The organism is Alteromonas sp. S167 (assembly GCF_036864375.1).
In the GTDB taxonomy this organism is placed as follows: Bacteria; Pseudomonadota; Gammaproteobacteria; order Enterobacterales; family Alteromonadaceae; genus Alteromonas.
Map to the genome: position 1 here is coordinate 60,728 of NZ_JAZETR010000012.1, position 19,018 is coordinate 79,745.

The following is a 19,018-nucleotide window of genomic DNA, read 5'->3' on the forward strand; positions in this document are numbered from 1 at the left end:
TCTAAGACATTAGATTAAGGTGACAAGACGTAAACTTTAAACCTAAAACGCTCAACTGAGCATAATCAAAGGAAACAATCTTATGAAAAAGCTTACTTCACTATTACTGGCCAGTGCTTTAGTCGTTGCGCCAATAGCGACTTCTTTTGCATATCAACAGACTGACAAATCTGATATGCCGATGATGGATGGTCAGATGATGCAAAAGATGCAGACGCATATGGAAGAAATGCGCGCAGTATTGGATGCCGTTAAGAGTGAATCGGATCCGGAGAAGCGCGAAGCCATGTTGCATGAGCATGCCCAAAAGATGCAAGACATGATGGGCATGATGGAAGGAAGCGACTCGATGGGGATGAAAGCGGGAAAAGGAATGAAACACAAACACACTGATATGTCCACCGAAGACAAAATGAAAATGATGGAACAGCGTATGTCGATGATGGAAGACATGATGAGCCAAATGATGGGGCACACCGCTGAAAAGTCTAAACCAATACATAAACACAAATAGAGCTAATCACCACGTTACGAGGCAGGAGGTGACCTGCTGTCTCGCTTATTTCAATAATCACAGGAATTTTACATGAATAAATTAATTAAGTTTTTTTCAATTGTAGTCTTGTCAGTTGGACTCCTCGGAGGATGCGCAAGCCAGGTTTATCACGACTACATCATGAGTGGGCAAGTTGTTACAGTCGATGATAAGCAAGCAGTGGTATGTGTATCTGATACGGATGGTTTGAAGGAACATCAAGTTTTTAATGTCTATAGAACTGTCTACGACCCTACAGCAATCTCAGAAGGTGAAAACAGCTATTCACGAGAGTTCGTTGGGAAAATTCGTCTTGGAAAAACTAAGGATAAGCACTTCGCGGAAGCTATTGTGCTGGATGGCGAAATTACGCGTTATGACATGGTCGAGTTTGACCGTGGTTTTTGATTAATATTTTAATTAGGAGTATGCCGTTGTGAATAATAGAGTTTATCACCAACCCTACCGTATAGCGATTATTGTGACGCTGGTATTAGTGAGTGTCTTATTCACAACCGCGTGCTCAGCAGTACCACAAAGTACTGAGCCAGACAAAAAAAACAATTCATCAGAAACTAAAGAAACTCAGCCTGAGTTAAACGTTGATGACTTCGCTAAAATCCAAACCGCTTTGCGCTCGTTAGACAATTCATTAGCGACCCAGCCAAAAAGCAATGAGAGTGTAAATCCGAGTGATACCAGTGTTTCACTCAATACATCATCAATGCCACTTTCAGCAACAAACACAATGAAAATGGGAAAGAGTAAGAATAAAGGCATGATGCCAATGCGCGGGAAATCGTGCATGGGAATGATGTGCAAAATGATGATGAAAAACAGCTCAATGATGGGTACACCACCTGAACAAAATAAAACACAGATATCTGGTTCTCCATTAAATGAAAGCTTACCCGGTGTCAGTGGAGCGCTGCATTTATACCACGTTGGAGAGCAAGCTTTTTTCTTAAACCACAAAGAGACACTCGAATTGACCGATGGTCAGTACCAAACGCTTCTCACGATCCGAACTGAATGGGAGTCTACTCAACAAAGCTTTACGCTGCAGCGAAGTGCGTTAGAAGCATCGTTGTGGGAATTGACCGCTCAGGGGCTACCTCAATACGACAATATCAAAGACACCATTGCTGAAATAGAAGCCACAAACAGCGCCTTGCGGTTGCAGTTTATTACATCGGTAGGGAAAGCGGTATCAGTATTAACGCCCTCTCAGATCGCTAAGATAAATAGCCTGTGGATGGCCGAACAAACAGGTGAGTTATGAGCATGTGGTGGCCACACACATCATTTTTTCTGCGTTACGCCGTCATTTTGAACGTTATGCTGTTATTCGCAACGACGAGCAGTTACGCACAGCAACAGCCAGAGGATAGTGAGCATGCGAGCCACCATCCTGAAGCTACCAATGATCCCACTGTCAACGCTAATACGGATGTTTTGCCGACTGCTACACAAGGTAAAGGGCCGCTGGGCAATGCTGACGCCATGATGGGACCCGGTATGGCAAAAGGCATGGATAAAATGATGGAGAAAATGGGTGCACCCAAACCTAAAGATCTCTATCCCACGCTAATGCGCATGCATTCAGCTACACCCGAACAAAGAGAGACTGTTCTGATTAAAGCAACCGCAAGAATGCAACAAGGAAGTGAGCAACTTGCTACAGGTTTTGATTGGCTTGCCCGCGCAGCTGCCACTGATGACTATTCCCAAATGCAAATGGCTGTTGAAACAGTTAAAGAGGGTATAGCCCATTTTGACAGTGGTCTTGCTGCGAAACGTGCCATACAAGACGGGCAAGAACCACGAAGAGTGGCATTAACCTGGTTCAAGTCACAAATGAATTTGCTTCCCAGTGCGCCGGAAAAAGGTACTTCAACCCTATTTGGTATGACACCGTTTCACAGCGCAGTGATGCTCGTTTTACTCATATTTACAATTGTTATGGTGTATGTGTATGGATTTAAGATGCGCAGAGCTGCCGCGCTGCTCGAAGAGCTTAAGTCTACTGACACCGCAAGCACATCTGCGCCAACGACAAAAGTTTCCTCTGTTGTCGAATCTAATCCGGCTGCCCAGCAGCATGCTTCGGCACCTGCGCAAAGTAGCGAGCCAGCATTGTCATCCACTGCCTCATCGCGCAAGGGCACGTTTAGTGGCGGTATGGTAGTAACCGCGATTTTTAATGAAACCCATGATGTTAAAACGTTACGTCTAGCCAGCCCAGATGGACAAACCATTCCATTTGATTTCGAACCAGGTCAATTTGTCACGTTCACACTGAACATCGATGGTTTTGAAAAGCCAGTTAAGCGCTCATACACCATTGCATCATCGCCCACTGAACAGTATTACTTTGAAGTTACGATAAAGCGAGAGGAGTTCGGTGTGGTTTCTCGTTATATGCATGACGCGGTTGAGGTAGGAAATACGCTTTCAATTAAAGCCCCCGGCGGTAAATTTTATTTCAATGGTCATGGTTCAAACAGCGTGGTGTTGATTTCTGGGGGAGTGGGGATCACACCGATGATGAGCGCTGTCCGCTACTTGACGACGACGTGCTGGGACGGTGATATTTATTTTCTGTTTTGTACGCGAACGTCCAACGACTTTATTTTTGAACAGGAATTAAAATATCTGCAAGCACGTCATCCTCGGTTAAAAGTACTGGTCAGTATGACTCAAGCAGAGGGTACATCCTGGATGGGGCCCCAAGGCCGCTTTTCATCCGCAATGATAAACGAATTTGTGCCAGATATTGCCTCAAAAACTGCGCATATTTGTGGGCCTCCTGCAATGATGGATGCTACGAAAAAAATGCTAGCCGAATTGGGTATGCCTAACACGCATATTAAAACCGAAGCGTTTGGGGCTGCTAAACCAGAGCCCGCTCCCGTTAAACCTCAATTAGCCACTAACACCAACGCAGGCAACAACAGACAAGTACGGTTTAGTCTTTCAGACGTCGAAGCCCACGCGGGTCCGGATGAGACCGTATTAGACGTCGCTGATGGACTCGATGTAGATATAGAGAATTCATGCAGAGCGGGTTCGTGCGGGAGTTGTAAGGTGAAACTGCTACGTGGTGACGTCGATATGGAGGTTGATGATGGGCTGGAGCCTGAAGATAAGCTCAGTGGGTATATTCTGGCGTGCCAAGCTATCCCTAAATCTGATGTGGAGGTTGAGGCTTAATGAATTCTCAAGAGCGCACAATTGTAAGCAGCTTGGTTGTCCTAATGATCCTGCTATGGCTCGGTTTTTTATGGCATAGAGACCCAGCATTCCCAGGCAGTTTTATTGGATTTGGCGTGGGTTTAAGCGCTTCGGTATTAATGCTTATCCCATTGGTATACATGACCATTAAGCGTAACAAATCACTTAAGAAAGTCGTGACGAAGCACATCGCTATGCCAACGCTCCTGCGTATACATATCTATGCTGGTGTGCTGGGGCCTATTCTAGCGCTGATCCATAGTGCCCATCGTTTTGATAGTGCTACCGGAGTTTCGCTTGTTATCTTTATGATGGTCGTTGTGATCAGTGGGTTTGTGGGTCGATATGTACTCGGTCTTATTTCATCGAATGTGAAAGAGAAAAAGCGCCAAGTAAATGAACTCCACGTTGCGCTTTCTAACGCAAAACAGGCGTTGAAAGACGCAGTCTGTGATGACAGATATTCGACGTTTGCCCAAACATCCGCACGACATATTCCTTACATCACGTTAAATGTGCCTACTTCAGCACAAAGTAAATTGTTCAAACAAGAAAGCCAGGTTCTTTCTATCATTGATACAATTTCCGATGTTGAGTACAGCATTCTCATTCATGACACCGCGAAGGTGTGGTTTGCTCGTTGGTTAAAATTTCACATCGTGATTTCAATGACACTTTATGTAGTCCTGTTTTTTCACATTTTCAGTGAAGTTTACTTTGGACTGCGCTGGTTATGATGAAATGGATAATAATCGTTCTTGGCTTAGTTGCTGCTGGCTTTGGCGTCAGTCATTTCATTCATATGCCTGAAGATAGCGCACAAATTCCATGGGAAAAAATGGTTGAACCCGGTTCACTCAATAAAGCACATGCCTTTCTCGCGGATGACTGTTTGAGTTGTCACACACCGGTGAAGGGCGTTGAGCGTGACAAATGTGTGGCGTGTCATGCAAATGATACGCATATCGTTGCGCGTCAACCCACTGCATTTCATACCGACATCAAAGAATGTGCAAGTTGCCATGTAGAGCACAAAGGTGAATCGGCCAACATTTCGCTCATGAGCCATATAGCGTTAGTCGACATTGGTTTCAATATGCTCCCCAACCCAAATGTCCCGTTTGACGAGGGCGCTGCCACCATGGCGTTTTTGGAGAACATACTAGCGAATAAACAAACTCCTGAGCCCTTGTTTGTGCACCCTGAGGTCAGTGATAAAGAAGCCTTATTAAATTGTACGCAATGTCACAGCAACGATGATCGCCATTTAGGTCTATTTGGAGAGGATTGCGTGCAGTGTCACAGCACAGACAAATGGTCATTGCCAAAGTTTATTCACCCGTCGAGTCAATCACGTGATTGCAATCAATGTCATGAAGCGCCGCCCAGTCACTATATGCAGCATTTTAAAATGATTTCCGCCAAAGTGGCAGGCGAGCCTAAAGCTAAAGTTGAGGAATGCTATGCCTGCCATCAATCTACGTCCTGGAACGATATTAAGCGTGCCGGGTGGTATAAACACCATTAAGGGGTACAAACTGTGATCACAAATTCCATTGCGCTCGCAACCTCGGTGCTGATCGCAATAGTATTGTGTCTGCCTCGCTTACGACAATCTTTCCAATGGCGAGCAACAGTCACACCGTTGGCTTCCATTATTGGTAGTGGCTTTTTGATCATTGCACCACTGCTGCATTCGGTAATGGGGAAATGGGCACTGCTTGGAATAGTGTTGTTGTCCATTCTGGCATATGCGCTGGGGTCGGTTATTCGCTTCAATATACGCCACGCAGAACCTGAGCTAGCTAGCAATCAACAAAGCAGTATTATGACGCTTGAAAAAGCAAGTCAATGGGCGCTTGGTGCGGCATATGCCATTTCCGTGGCGTTTTATATTAGTTTGTTTGCAGCGTTTGTTTTTGATCGTTTATCTATCTCTGATACGACGTACATCAAACTGTTTACCAGTGGGTTGCTTGTCATCATTATGGTGGTCGCTTGGCTTCGAGGTGCTAGGGGGCTAGAGACCATTGAGCTATTCGCCGTGACAATAAAGTTGGCTATTATAGTAGGTGTGCTCGCAGCGCTGGCAACCTACGACATACAAGTACAAAGTGCTTGGTTTCAACATGAAGCGATACAGGCATTGAGCCATTTTGAAACTGTTAGCATGCTCGCAGGGATGCTCATGGTAACGCAAGGGTTCGAGACAACCCGTTTTATGGGGAATAACTATACGCCAGAACAGCGCATTAAAGCGAGTCGTTATGCTCAGTGGATCGCTATTTTTCTCTATGTTGTTTTTATCGGTCTAACGTGTCCTATTTTCCTGAATTTTCCGATCACGGAATTAAACGAAACAACGATTAGCTACACCCTAGGGCAAGCAATATGGGTATTGCCGATTTTATTACTGGTTGCCGCCACGGCAAGTCAGTTAAGTGCAGCATTAGCCGATACTATCGGTGGCGGAGGCCTCTTAAAAGAGCTTTTCCATTTACCTATCTCCCCCCAATTTTACTACGTTTTAGTTATCGCCATCGCAGGTATATTAGTTTGGTCATCTAACGTATTTGAAATTATTAATCTCGCTTCAAAAGGGTTTGCACTTTATTACCTGATCCAAACAATAATCGTGATCAAACTCGTGATGCGTCAAAGCACAGGTCAACGCATTAGGTCAACAAAATTACTTGGTCTATCGGTGATCGTTCTCTGTTTATTCTTTGTGATTGGCTGGTCAATTCCAGCACCTCATAGCTAATAAGGAAAATACCGATGCTATCACTAGAAACTACACCAACAATTGACCAAATTAAAAATGCGGCTAAGCGCTACGCTATCATTGGTGTTGGAAATCTACTGCAGCGAGATGATGGCGTCGGTGTGCACGCGGTTCGTGCTCTGCAACCCCTGCTAAAGTCTTATTCAAATGTATCTTGCATTGACGCTGGGACACTGAGCTATGAACTTTTGGAGTGGGTCGCGAGTTCCGATCATACGATAGTCATCGACGCGGCCTACATGCGCTGTTCGCCTGGTACGGTGAGAGTGTTTGAGGACGAGGCAATTGCGGATCAGTTTAAGCAAGCGACGACCCATTCCGTTCACCAGATCACGGTGCGTGTGTCCTGCTTGCTCGCGAGGACTATGGTTTGCAAGGTCAGCTAAAGTCTGATTGTGGAAGCGTTGTTCCTCTTATTGATCCAATCAAGCATTTGGAAGGTGTTCGTTTTGTGCGTGACCCAACTCGTGGAGGGTTGTCAGTATTACTCCATGACGTTGCTAATGAAACAGGCTTCGATATCGAGTTAATTGAAAATAATATTCCGGTGCGACCTGAAGTGGCAAGCGTGTGTGAAATATTAGGCTTTGATCCGTTTGTTTTAGCGTGTGAGGGACGCATTGTTGCTGTTGTTGCCCCTGACATAAGCGGTAAGGTGCTAGAACACTGGCGGAGCATTCGAAACGGGGAGCAGGCCGAACACATTGGTGTAATAGTAAAAAACACCGAATCAAAAGGGCGCGTGACCATTGTTACGCCAATGGGAGGAAGACGTTTCATGAATGAACTCGAAGATGAGCCGCTTCCAAGGATCTGCTGAAAGAATAGGTGTTGACCTGTGAGCAACACATAGGTTTACCCTAGTAACGTGAGAGTAGAACATAGGATTAAAGGCGTGCTTAACCGCATATCTATGTTGATAAAAGAGGAGCGTTAAAATGCGCGTTAAACAAATTGCAGATGCACTAGAGATTAGCGCGGACAGCGTACGGTATTACACGCGCATTGGTTTTTTGGTGCCAAGTAAATCGCACAATGGTTACAAGTATTACAGGCCCGCTGATGTGACACGATTACGGTTTATTTTAAGCGCGCGTTCATTAGGTTTCTCTATCAATGATATTAAGGAAATTCTGTTCACGTCATCACAAACCAACGCGCCATGCCCGACGGTTCGGCGCCTTATTGAACAAAGGTTGAAAGAAACTGAACAGCGGTATCAGGACATGCATGAGCTAAGACTGCGCATGCGAAAAGCAATCTCAGAATGGGAAAATACACCGGATCAGCATCCAACGGCCGATACGATTTGCCATTTGATTGAAGGTTTCACATCACTTAAATCATAACATTATTTAGAGAGGGAGTGGCTCATGAATTCAAAAACGGACGATGCGAAAATTCATTCGTGTTGTGGCGGTGACAAAAAAGTATCAACCGCTAGTAAGGCGGTCGAGAGTGAAACACATACTGAGCAAGTCTCTGCGTCTTCGGGTGAGCTACAACTCAATATCCAAGGTGCAAGTTGCGCCAGTTGTGTGACTAAAATTGAAGCGGCCTTAAAACAGGTCTCGGGTGTCACCAATGCTGAGATGAATTTTGCTGAACGCTCGGTGTTGGTGATGGGCAGTTCATCCTCCCACGCATTGATTAAGGCGGTAGAGCAAGCTGGGTATAACGCAACATTAGCGAATACGGATTCAGATGAGGCTGCCATTGAAGAAAAGGAACAGGCGGACTGGGCATATTATAAAAAACTAATGCGAGACATGGTCATTGCATTATCTCTGGGTGTGCCACTGATGCTTTATGGCTTGGTGACGGGGGAAATGAGCGTCAACACGACCACTGAGCGGATCGTGTGGTTGATTGTAGGGATCATGACATTGGGTGTTATGGTGTTTTCTGGTCGGCATTTTTATGTAGGTGCTTGGAACTCCTTTAAAAATCACGCCGCGAACATGGATACTTTGATTGCATTGGGGACAGGAACAGCCTGGTTGTACTCTATGGTCGTTGTGTTTTTCCCCGGATATGTGCCTGAAATGGCGCGGCATGTCTATTTTGAAGCAACAGCCATGATAATTGGTCTCATTAATTTAGGCTTAGCGCTTGAGATAAAAGCACGCGGTAAAACGTCCGAGGCAATTAAACGACTGATTGGTTTACAAGCCAAAACAGCTCGCGTCATTCGTGATGGGCATGATATAGATATTCCGATTGAAGATGTTCTGCTAAATGATCTTATCCGGGTTCGCCCTGGGGAGCGCATCTCTGTTGATGGCTTAGTTGTCGAGGGCCAGACAAGTATTGATGAATCAATGCTAACGGGTGAACCCATGCCCATAGAAAAACGAAAAGACGATGAGGTCGTTGCCGGCACGATAAACAAATCAGGCTCTATCGTCTTTCGAGCAGAGCGCGTGGGAAAAGATACCGCGCTTGCTCAAATTATTAACATGGTAAAACGCGCACAAAATTCTAAACCGCCTATTGGTCGATTAGCTGATATGATTTCCGCCTATTTTGTACCGGTCGTCATGATCATTGCCGTGATCAGTGCGCTGGCCTGGCTGAATTATGGCCCATCTCCTGAAGTAGCTTTTGCAATCGTTTCTGCGACCACAGTACTGATTATTGCCTGCCCTTGCGCCTTGGGTTTGGCCACACCGATGTCGGTGATGGTCGGTGTGGGAAAGGCGGCTGAAGCGGGGGTTCTTATCCGAAACGGCGAAGCGCTGCAATCTGCATCAAAAATAACCACTATGGTTCTAGATAAAACAGGCACTATTACTGAGGGGGCCCCTAAAGTAACAGATGTCGTTATAGTTTCAGATCATAGTCACAACGATGTGCTTTCTTTGGCGGCTAGCCTTGAGTCTGGTTCTGAGCATCCACTTGCCATGGCGATCGTTGAATCTGCAAAGGAGCAAGGTGTGCCGATCCATTCCGTTACTGATTTTCAGTCCATTGCGGGGAAGGGGGTTGAAGCCATGCTAAATTCTCAACGCCTGCTATTTGGAAATGAAAAATTGATGATAGACCAAGGGATCGAGCTTCATCATTACATCGACAAAGCGCAGAGGTTAGCAGCGGATGCAAAGACCCCTATGTATTTTGCTATTGATTCTACATTAGTTGCCGTAATTGCCGTCGCTGACCCAATAAAATCTGACTCAATAGATGCGATAAAGCGGCTACAGCATAACGGGATACGAGTTGTGATGTTAACCGGGGATAATCGACTGACCGCAAAAGCCGTCGCCCGAAAAGCGGGGATTGCAGATTACGTTGCCGAAGTGATGCCGGAAGATAAGGCAAACAAAATACTTGAGCTTCAACGTGAAGGCGAAATTGTGGGTATGACCGGTGATGGCATAAATGACGCACCGGCCCTTGCTCATGCCAACGTCGGCTTTGCGATTGGGACTGGGACTGATGTAGCGATAGAAAGTGCGGATATAACGTTGATGCGCGGCTCCCTACATGGGTTAGCGGATGCAATTGCCGTGAGCAAAGCAACACTGCGTAACATCAAGCAAAACCTCTTTGGCGCATTTATTTATAATGTCGCCGGAATACCATTTGCGGCAGGCGTCTTTTATCCATTCTTAGGGATACTGCTTAACCCAGTCATTGCTGGTGCAGCGATGGCATTCTCATCACTAACGGTGGTGACCAATGCTAACCGATTACGTCTATTTAAAGCGAAAGAGCACTAGGAGTACACAATGATGATATGGATTAATTTAGCAGGGCTTATCCTGATTGGGCTTATTGTTTGGTGGTTTTGGCTTTACAAAGCACAATCAACCCAGATAAAAGACGGCAGTATCAAAGTCCTTGTAAAAGACGGCGTGTATCAGCCTGCCAATATCACGGTGCCGGCGCATCAGTCCGTTAAGCTTATGTTCGTCAGAGAAGATGCAACGCCCTGTGCAGAAACGTTATTGATCCCGGAGTTGGATATCAATGAAACATTAGCGCTTAACAAGCGAGTGACGGTCACTATTCCTGCTTCCAGTGCCGGCGTTTACCCATTTCATTGTCAGATGCAAATGTATCGTGGCACGTTGGTGATCAAGTGATTAAACGCTTTTTATTAACGTAAAAGATACCAAAGCGAGGTGTATTATGAGTAAACAAAAAGTCCCCTTTTGGCGCACCCCCAGTGGTTGGTCTGCCATAGGCCTTATTACCGCCGCGAGCTACTTCTTGCTGGTTGAGCATGGTGAGCATGTGTTTCCGTATTTACCTTACTTGATCTTGTTGTTGTGCCTTGTCATGCACATTTTTATGCACGGCAGTCATGGCAAAGGACATGAAACACATGAGCACACCGAAAAAACATTTAAAGAACAAACCGAGGACAATGAGCAATATCGAAAAGGCTATATCGAAGGGTTAGAGCAGGCCCGTAAAGGAAAACATAAAACGGAGAATAATAATGCACGGTGATTCTGATTATGGGCTCTGGGCACTAGTCATTATAAACTCAGCCATTTTTATCTTTTTTGCGTTTAGTTTTATCAAGCCGAAGTCGAAAACAGATTGGCGAAGCCTAGGTGTATTTTCCGCTTTTATCGTGGCCTTATTTACCGAAATGTATGGTTTCCCCCTGACAATATATTTTTTGTCAGGGTGGTTAGCGGAAAGTTATCCAGGGGTAGACTTTTTAGCGCATGAAAATGGTCACTTGTGGCATACTTTGCTAGGGCTATCCGGCGATGCTCACTGGGATATTTTACACATCTTAAGTAATGTCATCATCATTTTAGGTTTCTTTTTACTATCCGCTTCTTGGAGTGTCCTACACCACGCGCAAAAATCGCATAGTTTAGCCACTACTGGATGGTACGCTCGCTGCCGGCATCCTCAATATGTTGCATTTATACTGATCATGTTTGGCTTTTTGTTGCAATGGCCAACACTGCCAACCTTACTTATGTTTCCAATTCTTATTGTCGTTTATGCTCGACTCGCCACGCGAGAAGAGCAGCAAGCTGAATCCGAGTTTGGTGATAGCTACAGACACTATAAACAAACGACGCCAGGTTGGTTTCCCCGTATGGGTATTTCAAACGTTTCAAGCACTAATTAAGGATTACAAAATGAACAAAGTACTACTGTCATTACTGTTTGTTGGAGGGGTGTTACCCGCGACATTTGCTGCTGCTCAAACGTCGATGAGTGCGGATGATATGCTTCGAAGTAATGAGCTTGTCATGGATGCACTAATGCAACGCATACAACGGATCAACGACGTCTCTGATAGGCAAACTCTCATCGTTGAGCATATGAAAATGATGGAAATTTATTTAACGAATATTGAGAAGAGACTCCAAAGTGAAACAGACCTGCAACACAAAGCACATCTGGAAGAAACGTACACAAATGGCCTTCAACGAAGTCTCGTTCTTATCGACAGCGGTTTAGCAGGGGGCGACTTTGTAGTCATGGGAAATTCGGTAGACGAACTTTTGTTTTATCTTGAACAAAGAATGTCAATTTTACAATCGTTAATGAAGCAGCAGCTCGGTGCCAATAGTGTTTTAAATAATTAAAGAAATGACGAACATAAACAAGTTAACAATCGATTTATAGGAGGAAAAGATGAGCGATCTAGATCACAGAGTCGGTGTATCAGAGGTGAATTTAGTCGTACGGCATTTAAAGTTGGTTGGTATTACCGAAGATAACATAGAAGCAATTATTGCTGGCATTGATGGGACCTTTGGAATCGATGCAGTTTCATTTGAGGACGCCAAAAGTACCCTGCATATAGGCTACGATGCAACCCACTGCAATTTAGATGGCATTGAGACAATCATTCGTGACAACGGGGCAGACATTTCGGACGACTTTTGGACAAAAATGAAAGAAGGCTATTACCAATTCGTTGACGAAAACATTCGTGAAAATGCAAAACACAAACCCTGGAGTTGCCACCGTGTTCCTCCTGGGCAAACCCATAAAAAGTAATTGGTTCAATAGCAACGATCAGACTTACGTTACGCCTGATCGTACAGCCATAACAAACAAAAACAGGACAACACAGTGGTACATAGTAAAAACGAAGCGGACAGAATTAAGTTACTTAACTTGGGAATAATTGAAAGAAACCCAGCTGAGCATGAAATCCATCAAGCGGTACAAGAATTCACAGGTTCCGTTATGCCTAACGCAAAATATTCACTGGAAAAAGCATTAAAAGCGTTTTCTTCAAGCAAAGACGAATAGAAGCGTGGCAAGTTTTAGCCGCTGGAAGGGGCAATTTTTCTATTACCGGCACATGGGTAAATAAAGTGTTAGTGAGTACTTCAATAGGGGCTTTGGTAGCTGTTTTAATAATAGGATTGGCGAAGTTAAATAAATTCGATAAAGACCGAAGTTTTTATCCAACGCTCACTGTTGTGATCGCGAGTTACTATCCATTGTTTGGAGTGTTAGAAAGTCGATTTATATGGCATGAGTTGTGTGATTCATAGACATCATTTCACTTTTCTCAATTGCAGGTCGCGTTGATAATTTGATAGCTGAATGCGCTCGTCCTCAGTTATATAATCCTCGTGAACCTCTTCTCAAAGTGGGGCTTGTTCAAGTCTTTCACAGACAATATCCATTGGCGTTTTTCCCTTTAACTAACCATGTGCCCGTTGCCAGTTGTAGTAATGCTGCCATTCGGGCAATGTTTCGTTTTTTAGTTCGTCTAGATTCAAGTTTACTGTTGAATAAAACTCTTCTTTGTCGGTTCTTTGCGACCTTTCAACCTTACCATTCAGGTGAGGAGAACCAGGCTTGTTAGGACGAAATTTGATGCCATAATCCATCAGCTTTCGCTGAACTTTCTCTGCGAAGAATTCTGTACCACGGTCGGTTTGTATTCGCTGTATTGGAAATGGCATTTCCTCGATTACCTTATCGATAAAAATAAGGGTGTTTGCTGCCGACCTCCGGTTAAACACATCCAGTACGCGATATCTAGAGCAGTCATCAATAGCAGTATATTGGTAAATTCCAGGAGCGATTTTGCATGTATCCATCTGCACTCGATCACCTGGAATAGGTCTTTGGTAACGGATGAAGTCTTTTTTCTTCCGTTGAAATACTATTGGTTTAACGTCATGTCTGGTCAGCACCTTATGTATGGAAGCAAGCGATAATTGAACACTATGCTCGCGAAGAAGTTCATTTTGGATTCTCCGCGCACCAAGCTTCCTGTCTTTTCTCAGGCTTAGAATCCATTCCTCTATCTGATGGTTTATTTTAGTATTTGGCGAGGTATGAGGGCGTTTAGAAACGTCCTGAAGACCGTCTAGACCATTTTCTTTGTATCGTTTTAACCATTTACGAAGAGTGGGTCTGGATATACCACACCTGCGGCAAACCAGACCTGCATTTTTAGTTTCTTCGTAAAGCTCAATCCACTTGAGTCGCTGTCTAATTTCTTTGTTCTTAGAGTCGTATTATGTTGAAACGATCTCTATGAATCACACACATAAACGTCCTTGTTGTCTTAAATATTCTGACTACTGTTTTCGAAGACCGTAATTAAAGATTCATCCAAATAGGGACCGATCTCGCTAAAATCGTAAATGCTATTTATGTTCTTATTGCTAATGATCCTTTTGCATTTTAATTTAGTTAAAAATGAATCACTACTAGCAACGGTGAGAATATCTTGTTCAAGATCTCCAGCTAGTTTTTCAACCAATTTAGATTCTAACCTTCGCGAAATACTCTCAAAAGAAGGCAAATTTTCTTCGTTAGTGTTATCGACCCAATCTTTGGTCCTCGTTAGATGATTCTCTATTACCTCGAAAGTTTTTTCAATTTTTATGTTTTTCTGCAATCGGTAAGCAAGTATTGGGTCATGTTTTGAAAGCTCTAAAATAGCGCTGTCAAACTGAGAGGAGAAATCTACTCGCAGTTCTTCCTTCATATCAATGATTAACGAATTAAATGCTTTCTCAAGGGCAATTCGTAGCTCTGCTTCGAATGCTGATTTATCTTTAGGCGAGAATGCTTGGTCATTCAATTTCTCTAAATACAGCTTCAAGTAACCGTCAATCGCGCGATCTGTATTAATTACTGAATTGATAAATACATTGCGTAACTCAAGGAGTAAATAAATTATTGTTCGATTACTTTCTTTTTTTTCTCTCTGAATTTTCCATATATATGTTGCTAAGGCTACTAAAATAGTTGCACTAGCGGTAATAAAGGATCCCAAAATCTTAAGTTCTATCATGTAACTCTCGTGCGATAAACTCATCAACTAAAGATGCTAACAAATGCAAAATTAGTTTTTGTTTATGAAGTAGATTAATAAGTATCAGCAATTTTGTAATACTGTGAAGATAGCGTTTTGCGCAGACTCTCTAAATTCACGACCAATTCTTGGTGTGTATGAAGGGTGGGGGGCTGATATTACAGTTGTTTTAAAATCGCCTTTTTGCAGGCTACCTACTGAAAACTTGAACGTTACTTTACCTCTCACTTCGTGATGCTGTATGTCTGTTAAGTTTGAAGAGTGTAGTAGCCAATTCTTTGATGATGGGCTATTAGAGCTCTTGGGAACAAGAACAACTTTTGGCTTGAAGTACTCGATTATCTGATTGTTCAGCTCGTAAGAAAACTGAATAGCTCTCTCTAAAAGCGCTTTATCGTATTTAGCCAACTGAGAAGTGAAGCTTTTAAAATCCTTACTTCCCCACAGCACTATGTTAGCCATGAGCGTTTTGTGTTCACCAAACCGCTTGTTGAATATCTCTGAGTAGAATTGCCACTTGTTGTTTGGCTTGTTAATAGGATCCCACAATGGGACATTCGCACCTTCGCTATTTTTGTACGCTTCGCTGAAATTGTCGTTCATGGCTTGTTGCACAAAACCCTCGTAGTGGGAAGGGGAGGAAGGAGACAAAATAGCGTCGAGAGATTCAGGAACATTAGGATTTGAGCCTAACCAAATTACATCAACTGATTCGGCATTGAGCTTACTTAATACTTTTGCTGTCTCGATTTCCCCGAAGATAGAGCCTCTAAACGGTATCGAATAAGAGCCTGTACCTCTCTTGAGCGCTTTATTTTCTTGATTTTCTACAAAGTCAGAAATACTATTGTTTATTACTTCAAATATATTCAACGTCATGTCCTTATGATTTGCTTGCGTATTCTTTACAAAGCGACTTTTTAACTTTTTCGTAAGCTTTTTATGAACTAAAGATACGGTAATGCTTGTCTAGCTTCCAAGTGCATTGACTCGGTATTAGATTAAATTTATCACATACCAAGGTTTGAAGCTCAACGCTCTGTACCACTTTTCTGTCTGCATATATTTTAAAGAACTTTGAGTTTCCAGAGTAGATTACTCTACCCCTGCTGACTTCTTGATATTCAACAGCAATGAGCTCAGGAAAACACGGAAGGTATATTCTATGCTCTTCCCACTCTACTAAATGGCTAAAGTCACTGTCATAGAGTGAAAGGCTATCAGGCTCTGTACTATTCAAAGGCATTGCTTTAGCAAGTACAGTCGACTTGTAGACCCAAAAAATACCAATATGAGGCAGCTTAGTTTTCATCTTGTATATCTCCAACATGTTGACGTCACCCAACTGTCTTGACAGAGATTTACAACCCTTTAATTATTTTAAATTTGCTGCTGAAGTGAGCGCTATTCGCTTGCATGATATATCGTAGTCAAAAGAGGAAAGCTAACTTCTTATCTCTACTCGAATAGGTAACGTTAATGTGCATTAACATGAACTATTTAACATGAAAGTAACTCTGCTACGGTTCTAGATCAGAAAGAGAATTATCACAATTATTATAGTGCCCCTTCATAGATTTCAGTCATCTGTGGAGCCTCTTCAGATTTTTAGGAAACCTCCCCTAAAGAAGCTTGCTATGCCAGGAATGAGTGGTTGTTAACAAACAAAGTATACTTCAGAATTCATACTCGAAGCGGTATTACTCTGCTAGAAACCTGATATTATTGGTCGTCAGATTGCTTTAGATATTAGTATTTTTCTTAGTCTACCTAACTGCTGAAAACATCATGCTGCGCAATCTAAAGATAAAACACATAAGAGCAGTGATCCCCGTTGTGACGCGGGGATAGCAGATTAAAACATGAACTTGCCAAGGTCAAAAAATGACCGGCATTTTTACGCGAAGCGACAACGTTTTTAGCCAAAAAGTTACAGTAAGGTATCTAGCGATATCGAGTTTCCGATATGCCTTTCTACTAGTCTATTGTACCGTTTATTCGAAAATGGAGCCTTAGATGATTTGGTGAACTCAAAGAAGCGATGCGAACCAACTTCATGCTCATAAGCATAGCATCACGGTTATGGCATGAGCCAGATAATATTTACTTTGTTGTTCATTGATGCGCTCACTGTAAGGAGATCAGATAGCAATTGGAAAAGCTACCTCTTGGGTCAACGGTGATTTTATCTTTCAGTATTGGACTTGCTTTTACACTTGTTGTAGGGGGTATTACAGGTTTTGGTACGAGCGAGACGCAATAATTGTGACAGGCTTATTGAAATTGCATGTTGTATTCTTCTATTCCTTCGGTGTACTTATTTTACATTGCCGGATTATGTATGAGCAGGCTTTGCAGTAGATTTCTGTTTTTCTGACAAGATTTAGCAACTTAATTGAAATACATGGCTTTTTAATACAGAGTTCCTCTTGTGAATCAGAAAGCTGACCATTTAGGCATTGACTACAATCATATTTTAAGAGAACATGAATTGCCAATAGAGGAATCTTGTGTTGAAAACGAATTACCGCATTAGCAAAAATCTAAAAGTGGTCTTAGCCGCTTTTTTGTTGTGCGCACAATTTTTGTTGATTGTGACTGACGCGTTTTCTATTGAACAAGACCACTTGTTTAGCAATGAATTATGTACTGAAAATACATTAATCGAACTGTCCGATGCTTACGATTTAGATACGGGAAGTGATTGTGACCATTGTTGTTCTTGTCATGGCCATTTTACACACATAGCTTTTTACTTTGATATTGAAAGCTCGTTTCTAAAAAAATCTCCCAATTTAGTCTCAGTTTATAGTGAAGCTACACCTAATCGTTTCATTAACCAAATAGAGCGTCCTCCAAGAATTTAATCCCTGTCGTTTTTCGTTTTTTCAACTGACTAGGATTATATATCATGAAAATTTCACAGTTTCCTGTGCGCAAATTTACGCGCGCCGGAATATTGACTAGTGCATTGATGCTATCTCAAGCCAATGCATTGGCAGAACAAGTAACTTTAGATGATGCAGTTCAACTTACTCTCAACCGTCATCCAAGCTTGTTGAAATTCAGACCTCTTACTAGAGCTCTTGAGGGAGATCGCCAACAAGCTTTGCTTTCTCCAGCTTACACCGTAGGTGCTAATCTAGAAAATGTGATGGGCACAAGTTCTACTTCGGGAGTTCAAGCAGCAGAAGCAACCATCTCTCTATCTTCAGTGTATGAACTTGGTGGAAAGAAGAGTGCAAGAACACTAGTTGTGGATGCCAGAGCTGCCCTTTTAGATTCAGAGCAGTATTCAATGTCTCTCTCACTACTTGGTGGGCTCACTCAGCAGTATATTCGCGTTCTGGCACAACAGGAGCGTCTGCAAATAGCTGAGCGAAGTGTGAGCTTAGCTGAAGATGCTCTTACTGTGATCACTAATAGAATAAAAAGTGGTGCAACGAATGATGCTGAATTGTTCAGAGCTAAATCGGCTTTAAATCAAGCGAAATTAGAACTTGCGACAGCAAAGGTGAATAAAGAGATAGCCCTGCAATCTCTCACACTATTCTGGCAGGGCAATTATGAAGATATCACGCTTACTGGTTCTTTAAATTCACCCGCTAAAAATTATTCCTACGAAACACTTTTTAACCAATTCTTATCATCATCGAATGCGGATTTACTAATTAAGTCACTTGACCTGAAGGACGCTGAAATTCAGTTGGCTAAGTCTGATAATACCGCAGACCTATCTTGGTCTGTTGGTGTTAGAAGGAATCAGGGAGCTCAAGATACATCGTTAGTTTTTGGTGCCTCAATTCCACTATTTGCTGAGAAGAGGAATTCGGGTGCAGTCAAATCTGCAATTGCTAGTAAGGAGGCGGAGTTATTAGAGCGAGACACCAAGTATCTCGATGTAAAAGCGATTCTATTTAAAGCAACGAAAAGCATAAATTTTAGTTCACAGGCAGCATTGCACCTGGAAAAAGAAGTAATGCCAGATTTGAAAAGAGCATTGGAGCTGACCAAGGAGGGCTATCAAAAGGGAATTTACACTTATCAAGAATGGTTTGCTTCACGTGATGCACTTCTCCAATCTCAACGGAGTCTCATCAACTATCGCGAAGCCACCCTGCTCAATGAAGCACTTATCGAACAATGGACAGGGCAATCTCTGAAATCATTCACTTTCAATCTCCAGGATTAA

General features: G+C 42.9%; 21 protein-coding genes and 1 pseudogene. 18 read left to right on the forward strand and 4 right to left on the reverse strand.

Going from position 1 to position 19,018, the window contains the following annotated elements:
• Window positions 1-82 precede the first annotated feature (82 nt).
• The 17 genes from V7R35_RS16365 (at window position 83) to V7R35_RS16445 (ending at window position 12,794) form a co-directional block, all read left to right on the forward strand.
• Window positions 83-514, forward strand: coding sequence for a hypothetical protein (locus V7R35_RS16365; RefSeq protein ID WP_012516848.1), 432 nt, complete (start codon window positions 83-85; stop codon window positions 512-514).
• Between the two features lie 72 nt (window positions 515-586).
• Window positions 587-943, forward strand: coding sequence for a hypothetical protein (locus V7R35_RS16370; protein ID WP_012516849.1), 357 nt, complete (start codon window positions 587-589; stop codon window positions 941-943).
• Between the two features lie 28 nt (window positions 944-971).
• Window positions 972-1,817 (forward strand): hypothetical protein, encoded by an 846-nt coding sequence (locus V7R35_RS16375; protein ID WP_044556710.1) that lies wholly within the window; start codon window positions 972-974, stop codon window positions 1,815-1,817.
• Window positions 1,814-3,748, forward strand: coding sequence for a 2Fe-2S iron-sulfur cluster-binding protein (locus tag V7R35_RS16380; protein WP_281084517.1), 1,935 nt, complete (start codon window positions 1,814-1,816; stop codon window positions 3,746-3,748). The genes V7R35_RS16375 and V7R35_RS16380 overlap by 4 nt, the downstream gene beginning before the upstream one ends.
• On the forward strand, window positions 3,748-4,506 hold the full coding sequence (locus V7R35_RS16385) for a hypothetical protein (RefSeq protein ID WP_014996999.1): 759 nt from the start codon (window positions 3,748-3,750) through the stop codon (window positions 4,504-4,506). The genes V7R35_RS16380 and V7R35_RS16385 overlap by 1 nt, the downstream gene beginning before the upstream one ends.
• Window positions 4,503-5,297 (forward strand): cytochrome c3 family protein, encoded by a 795-nt coding sequence (locus tag V7R35_RS16390; protein WP_014997000.1) that lies wholly within the window; start codon window positions 4,503-4,505, stop codon window positions 5,295-5,297. The genes V7R35_RS16385 and V7R35_RS16390 overlap by 4 nt, the downstream gene beginning before the upstream one ends.
• A 12-nt stretch (window positions 5,298-5,309) precedes the next feature.
• Window positions 5,310-6,533 carry a hypothetical protein gene (locus V7R35_RS16395; protein WP_043959777.1) on the forward strand — a complete coding sequence of 408 codons (1,224 nt, stop codon included), beginning with the start codon at window positions 5,310-5,312 and terminating at the stop codon, window positions 6,531-6,533.
• 14 nt (window positions 6,534-6,547) lie between these two features.
• Window positions 6,548-6,940: a hydrogenase maturation protease gene (locus tag V7R35_RS16400; RefSeq protein ID WP_014997002.1), complete on the forward strand. Its 393-nt coding sequence runs from the start codon at window positions 6,548-6,550 to the stop codon at window positions 6,938-6,940.
• Entirely contained in the window at window positions 6,925-7,374 is a 450-nt protein-coding gene (locus tag V7R35_RS16405; RefSeq protein WP_014997003.1) for an AIR synthase-related protein, read from the forward strand. Before V7R35_RS16400 ends, V7R35_RS16405 begins: the two co-directional genes overlap by 16 nt.
• Before the next feature lie 118 nt (window positions 7,375-7,492).
• On the forward strand, window positions 7,493-7,903 hold the full coding sequence (locus tag V7R35_RS16410; RefSeq protein WP_012516866.1) for a MerR family transcriptional regulator: 411 nt from the start codon (window positions 7,493-7,495) through the stop codon (window positions 7,901-7,903).
• Between the two features lie 24 nt (window positions 7,904-7,927).
• Window positions 7,928-10,276: a heavy metal translocating P-type ATPase gene (locus tag V7R35_RS16415; protein ID WP_170826532.1), complete on the forward strand. Its 2,349-nt coding sequence runs from the start codon at window positions 7,928-7,930 to the stop codon at window positions 10,274-10,276.
• Window positions 10,277-10,285: 9 nt separating this feature from the next.
• Complete coding sequence (locus V7R35_RS16420) at window positions 10,286-10,642, forward strand: cupredoxin domain-containing protein (RefSeq protein WP_015066022.1); 357 nt, start codon at window positions 10,286-10,288, stop codon at window positions 10,640-10,642.
• Between the two features lie 46 nt (window positions 10,643-10,688).
• Window positions 10,689-11,012, forward strand: coding sequence for a DUF2933 domain-containing protein (locus tag V7R35_RS16425; protein ID WP_014997005.1), 324 nt, complete (start codon window positions 10,689-10,691; stop codon window positions 11,010-11,012).
• Window positions 11,002-11,655 carry a methyltransferase family protein gene (locus V7R35_RS16430; protein ID WP_014997006.1) on the forward strand — a complete coding sequence of 218 codons (654 nt, stop codon included), beginning with the start codon at window positions 11,002-11,004 and terminating at the stop codon, window positions 11,653-11,655. Before V7R35_RS16425 ends, V7R35_RS16430 begins: the two co-directional genes overlap by 11 nt.
• A gap of 10 nt (window positions 11,656-11,665) precedes the next feature.
• The gene (locus V7R35_RS16435) at window positions 11,666-12,118 is read left to right on the forward strand and encodes a hypothetical protein (RefSeq protein ID WP_015066023.1); all 453 of its coding nucleotides are present in this window, start codon (window positions 11,666-11,668) and stop codon (window positions 12,116-12,118) included.
• A 49-nt stretch (window positions 12,119-12,167) separates the two neighbouring features.
• Window positions 12,168-12,536: a cation transporter gene (locus tag V7R35_RS16440; RefSeq protein ID WP_334015974.1), complete on the forward strand. Its 369-nt coding sequence runs from the start codon at window positions 12,168-12,170 to the stop codon at window positions 12,534-12,536.
• Window positions 12,537-12,611: 75 nt separating this feature from the next.
• Entirely contained in the window at window positions 12,612-12,794 is a 183-nt protein-coding gene (locus V7R35_RS16445) for a hypothetical protein (RefSeq protein WP_012516877.1), read from the forward strand.
• A 251-nt stretch (window positions 12,795-13,045) separates the two neighbouring features.
• Here the strand turns inward: V7R35_RS16445 and V7R35_RS16450 are convergent.
• The 4 genes and pseudogenes from V7R35_RS16450 to V7R35_RS16465 all read right to left on the reverse strand — a co-directional run bounded on the left by V7R35_RS16450 (window position 13,046) and on the right by V7R35_RS16465 (window position 16,138).
• A pseudogene (locus tag V7R35_RS16450) lies at window positions 13,046-13,999 on the reverse strand (IS481 family transposase).
• A 71-nt stretch (window positions 14,000-14,070) separates the two neighbouring features.
• On the reverse strand, window positions 14,071-14,805 hold the full coding sequence (locus V7R35_RS16455) for a hypothetical protein (RefSeq protein WP_012516879.1): 735 nt from the start codon (window positions 14,803-14,805) through the stop codon (window positions 14,071-14,073).
• Between the two features lie 84 nt (window positions 14,806-14,889).
• Window positions 14,890-15,705 carry a hypothetical protein gene (locus V7R35_RS16460; RefSeq protein ID WP_014997010.1) on the reverse strand — a complete coding sequence of 272 codons (816 nt, stop codon included), beginning with the start codon at window positions 15,703-15,705 and terminating at the stop codon, window positions 14,890-14,892.
• Window positions 15,706-15,766: 61 nt separating this feature from the next.
• Complete coding sequence (locus tag V7R35_RS16465) at window positions 15,767-16,138, reverse strand: hypothetical protein (protein ID WP_231513153.1); 372 nt, start codon at window positions 16,136-16,138, stop codon at window positions 15,767-15,769.
• A gap of 1,599 nt (window positions 16,139-17,737) precedes the next feature.
• Between V7R35_RS16465 and V7R35_RS16470 the strand changes: the two genes are divergently transcribed.
• Entirely contained in the window at window positions 17,738-19,018 is a 1,281-nt protein-coding gene (locus V7R35_RS16470; RefSeq protein ID WP_012516884.1) for a TolC family protein, read from the forward strand.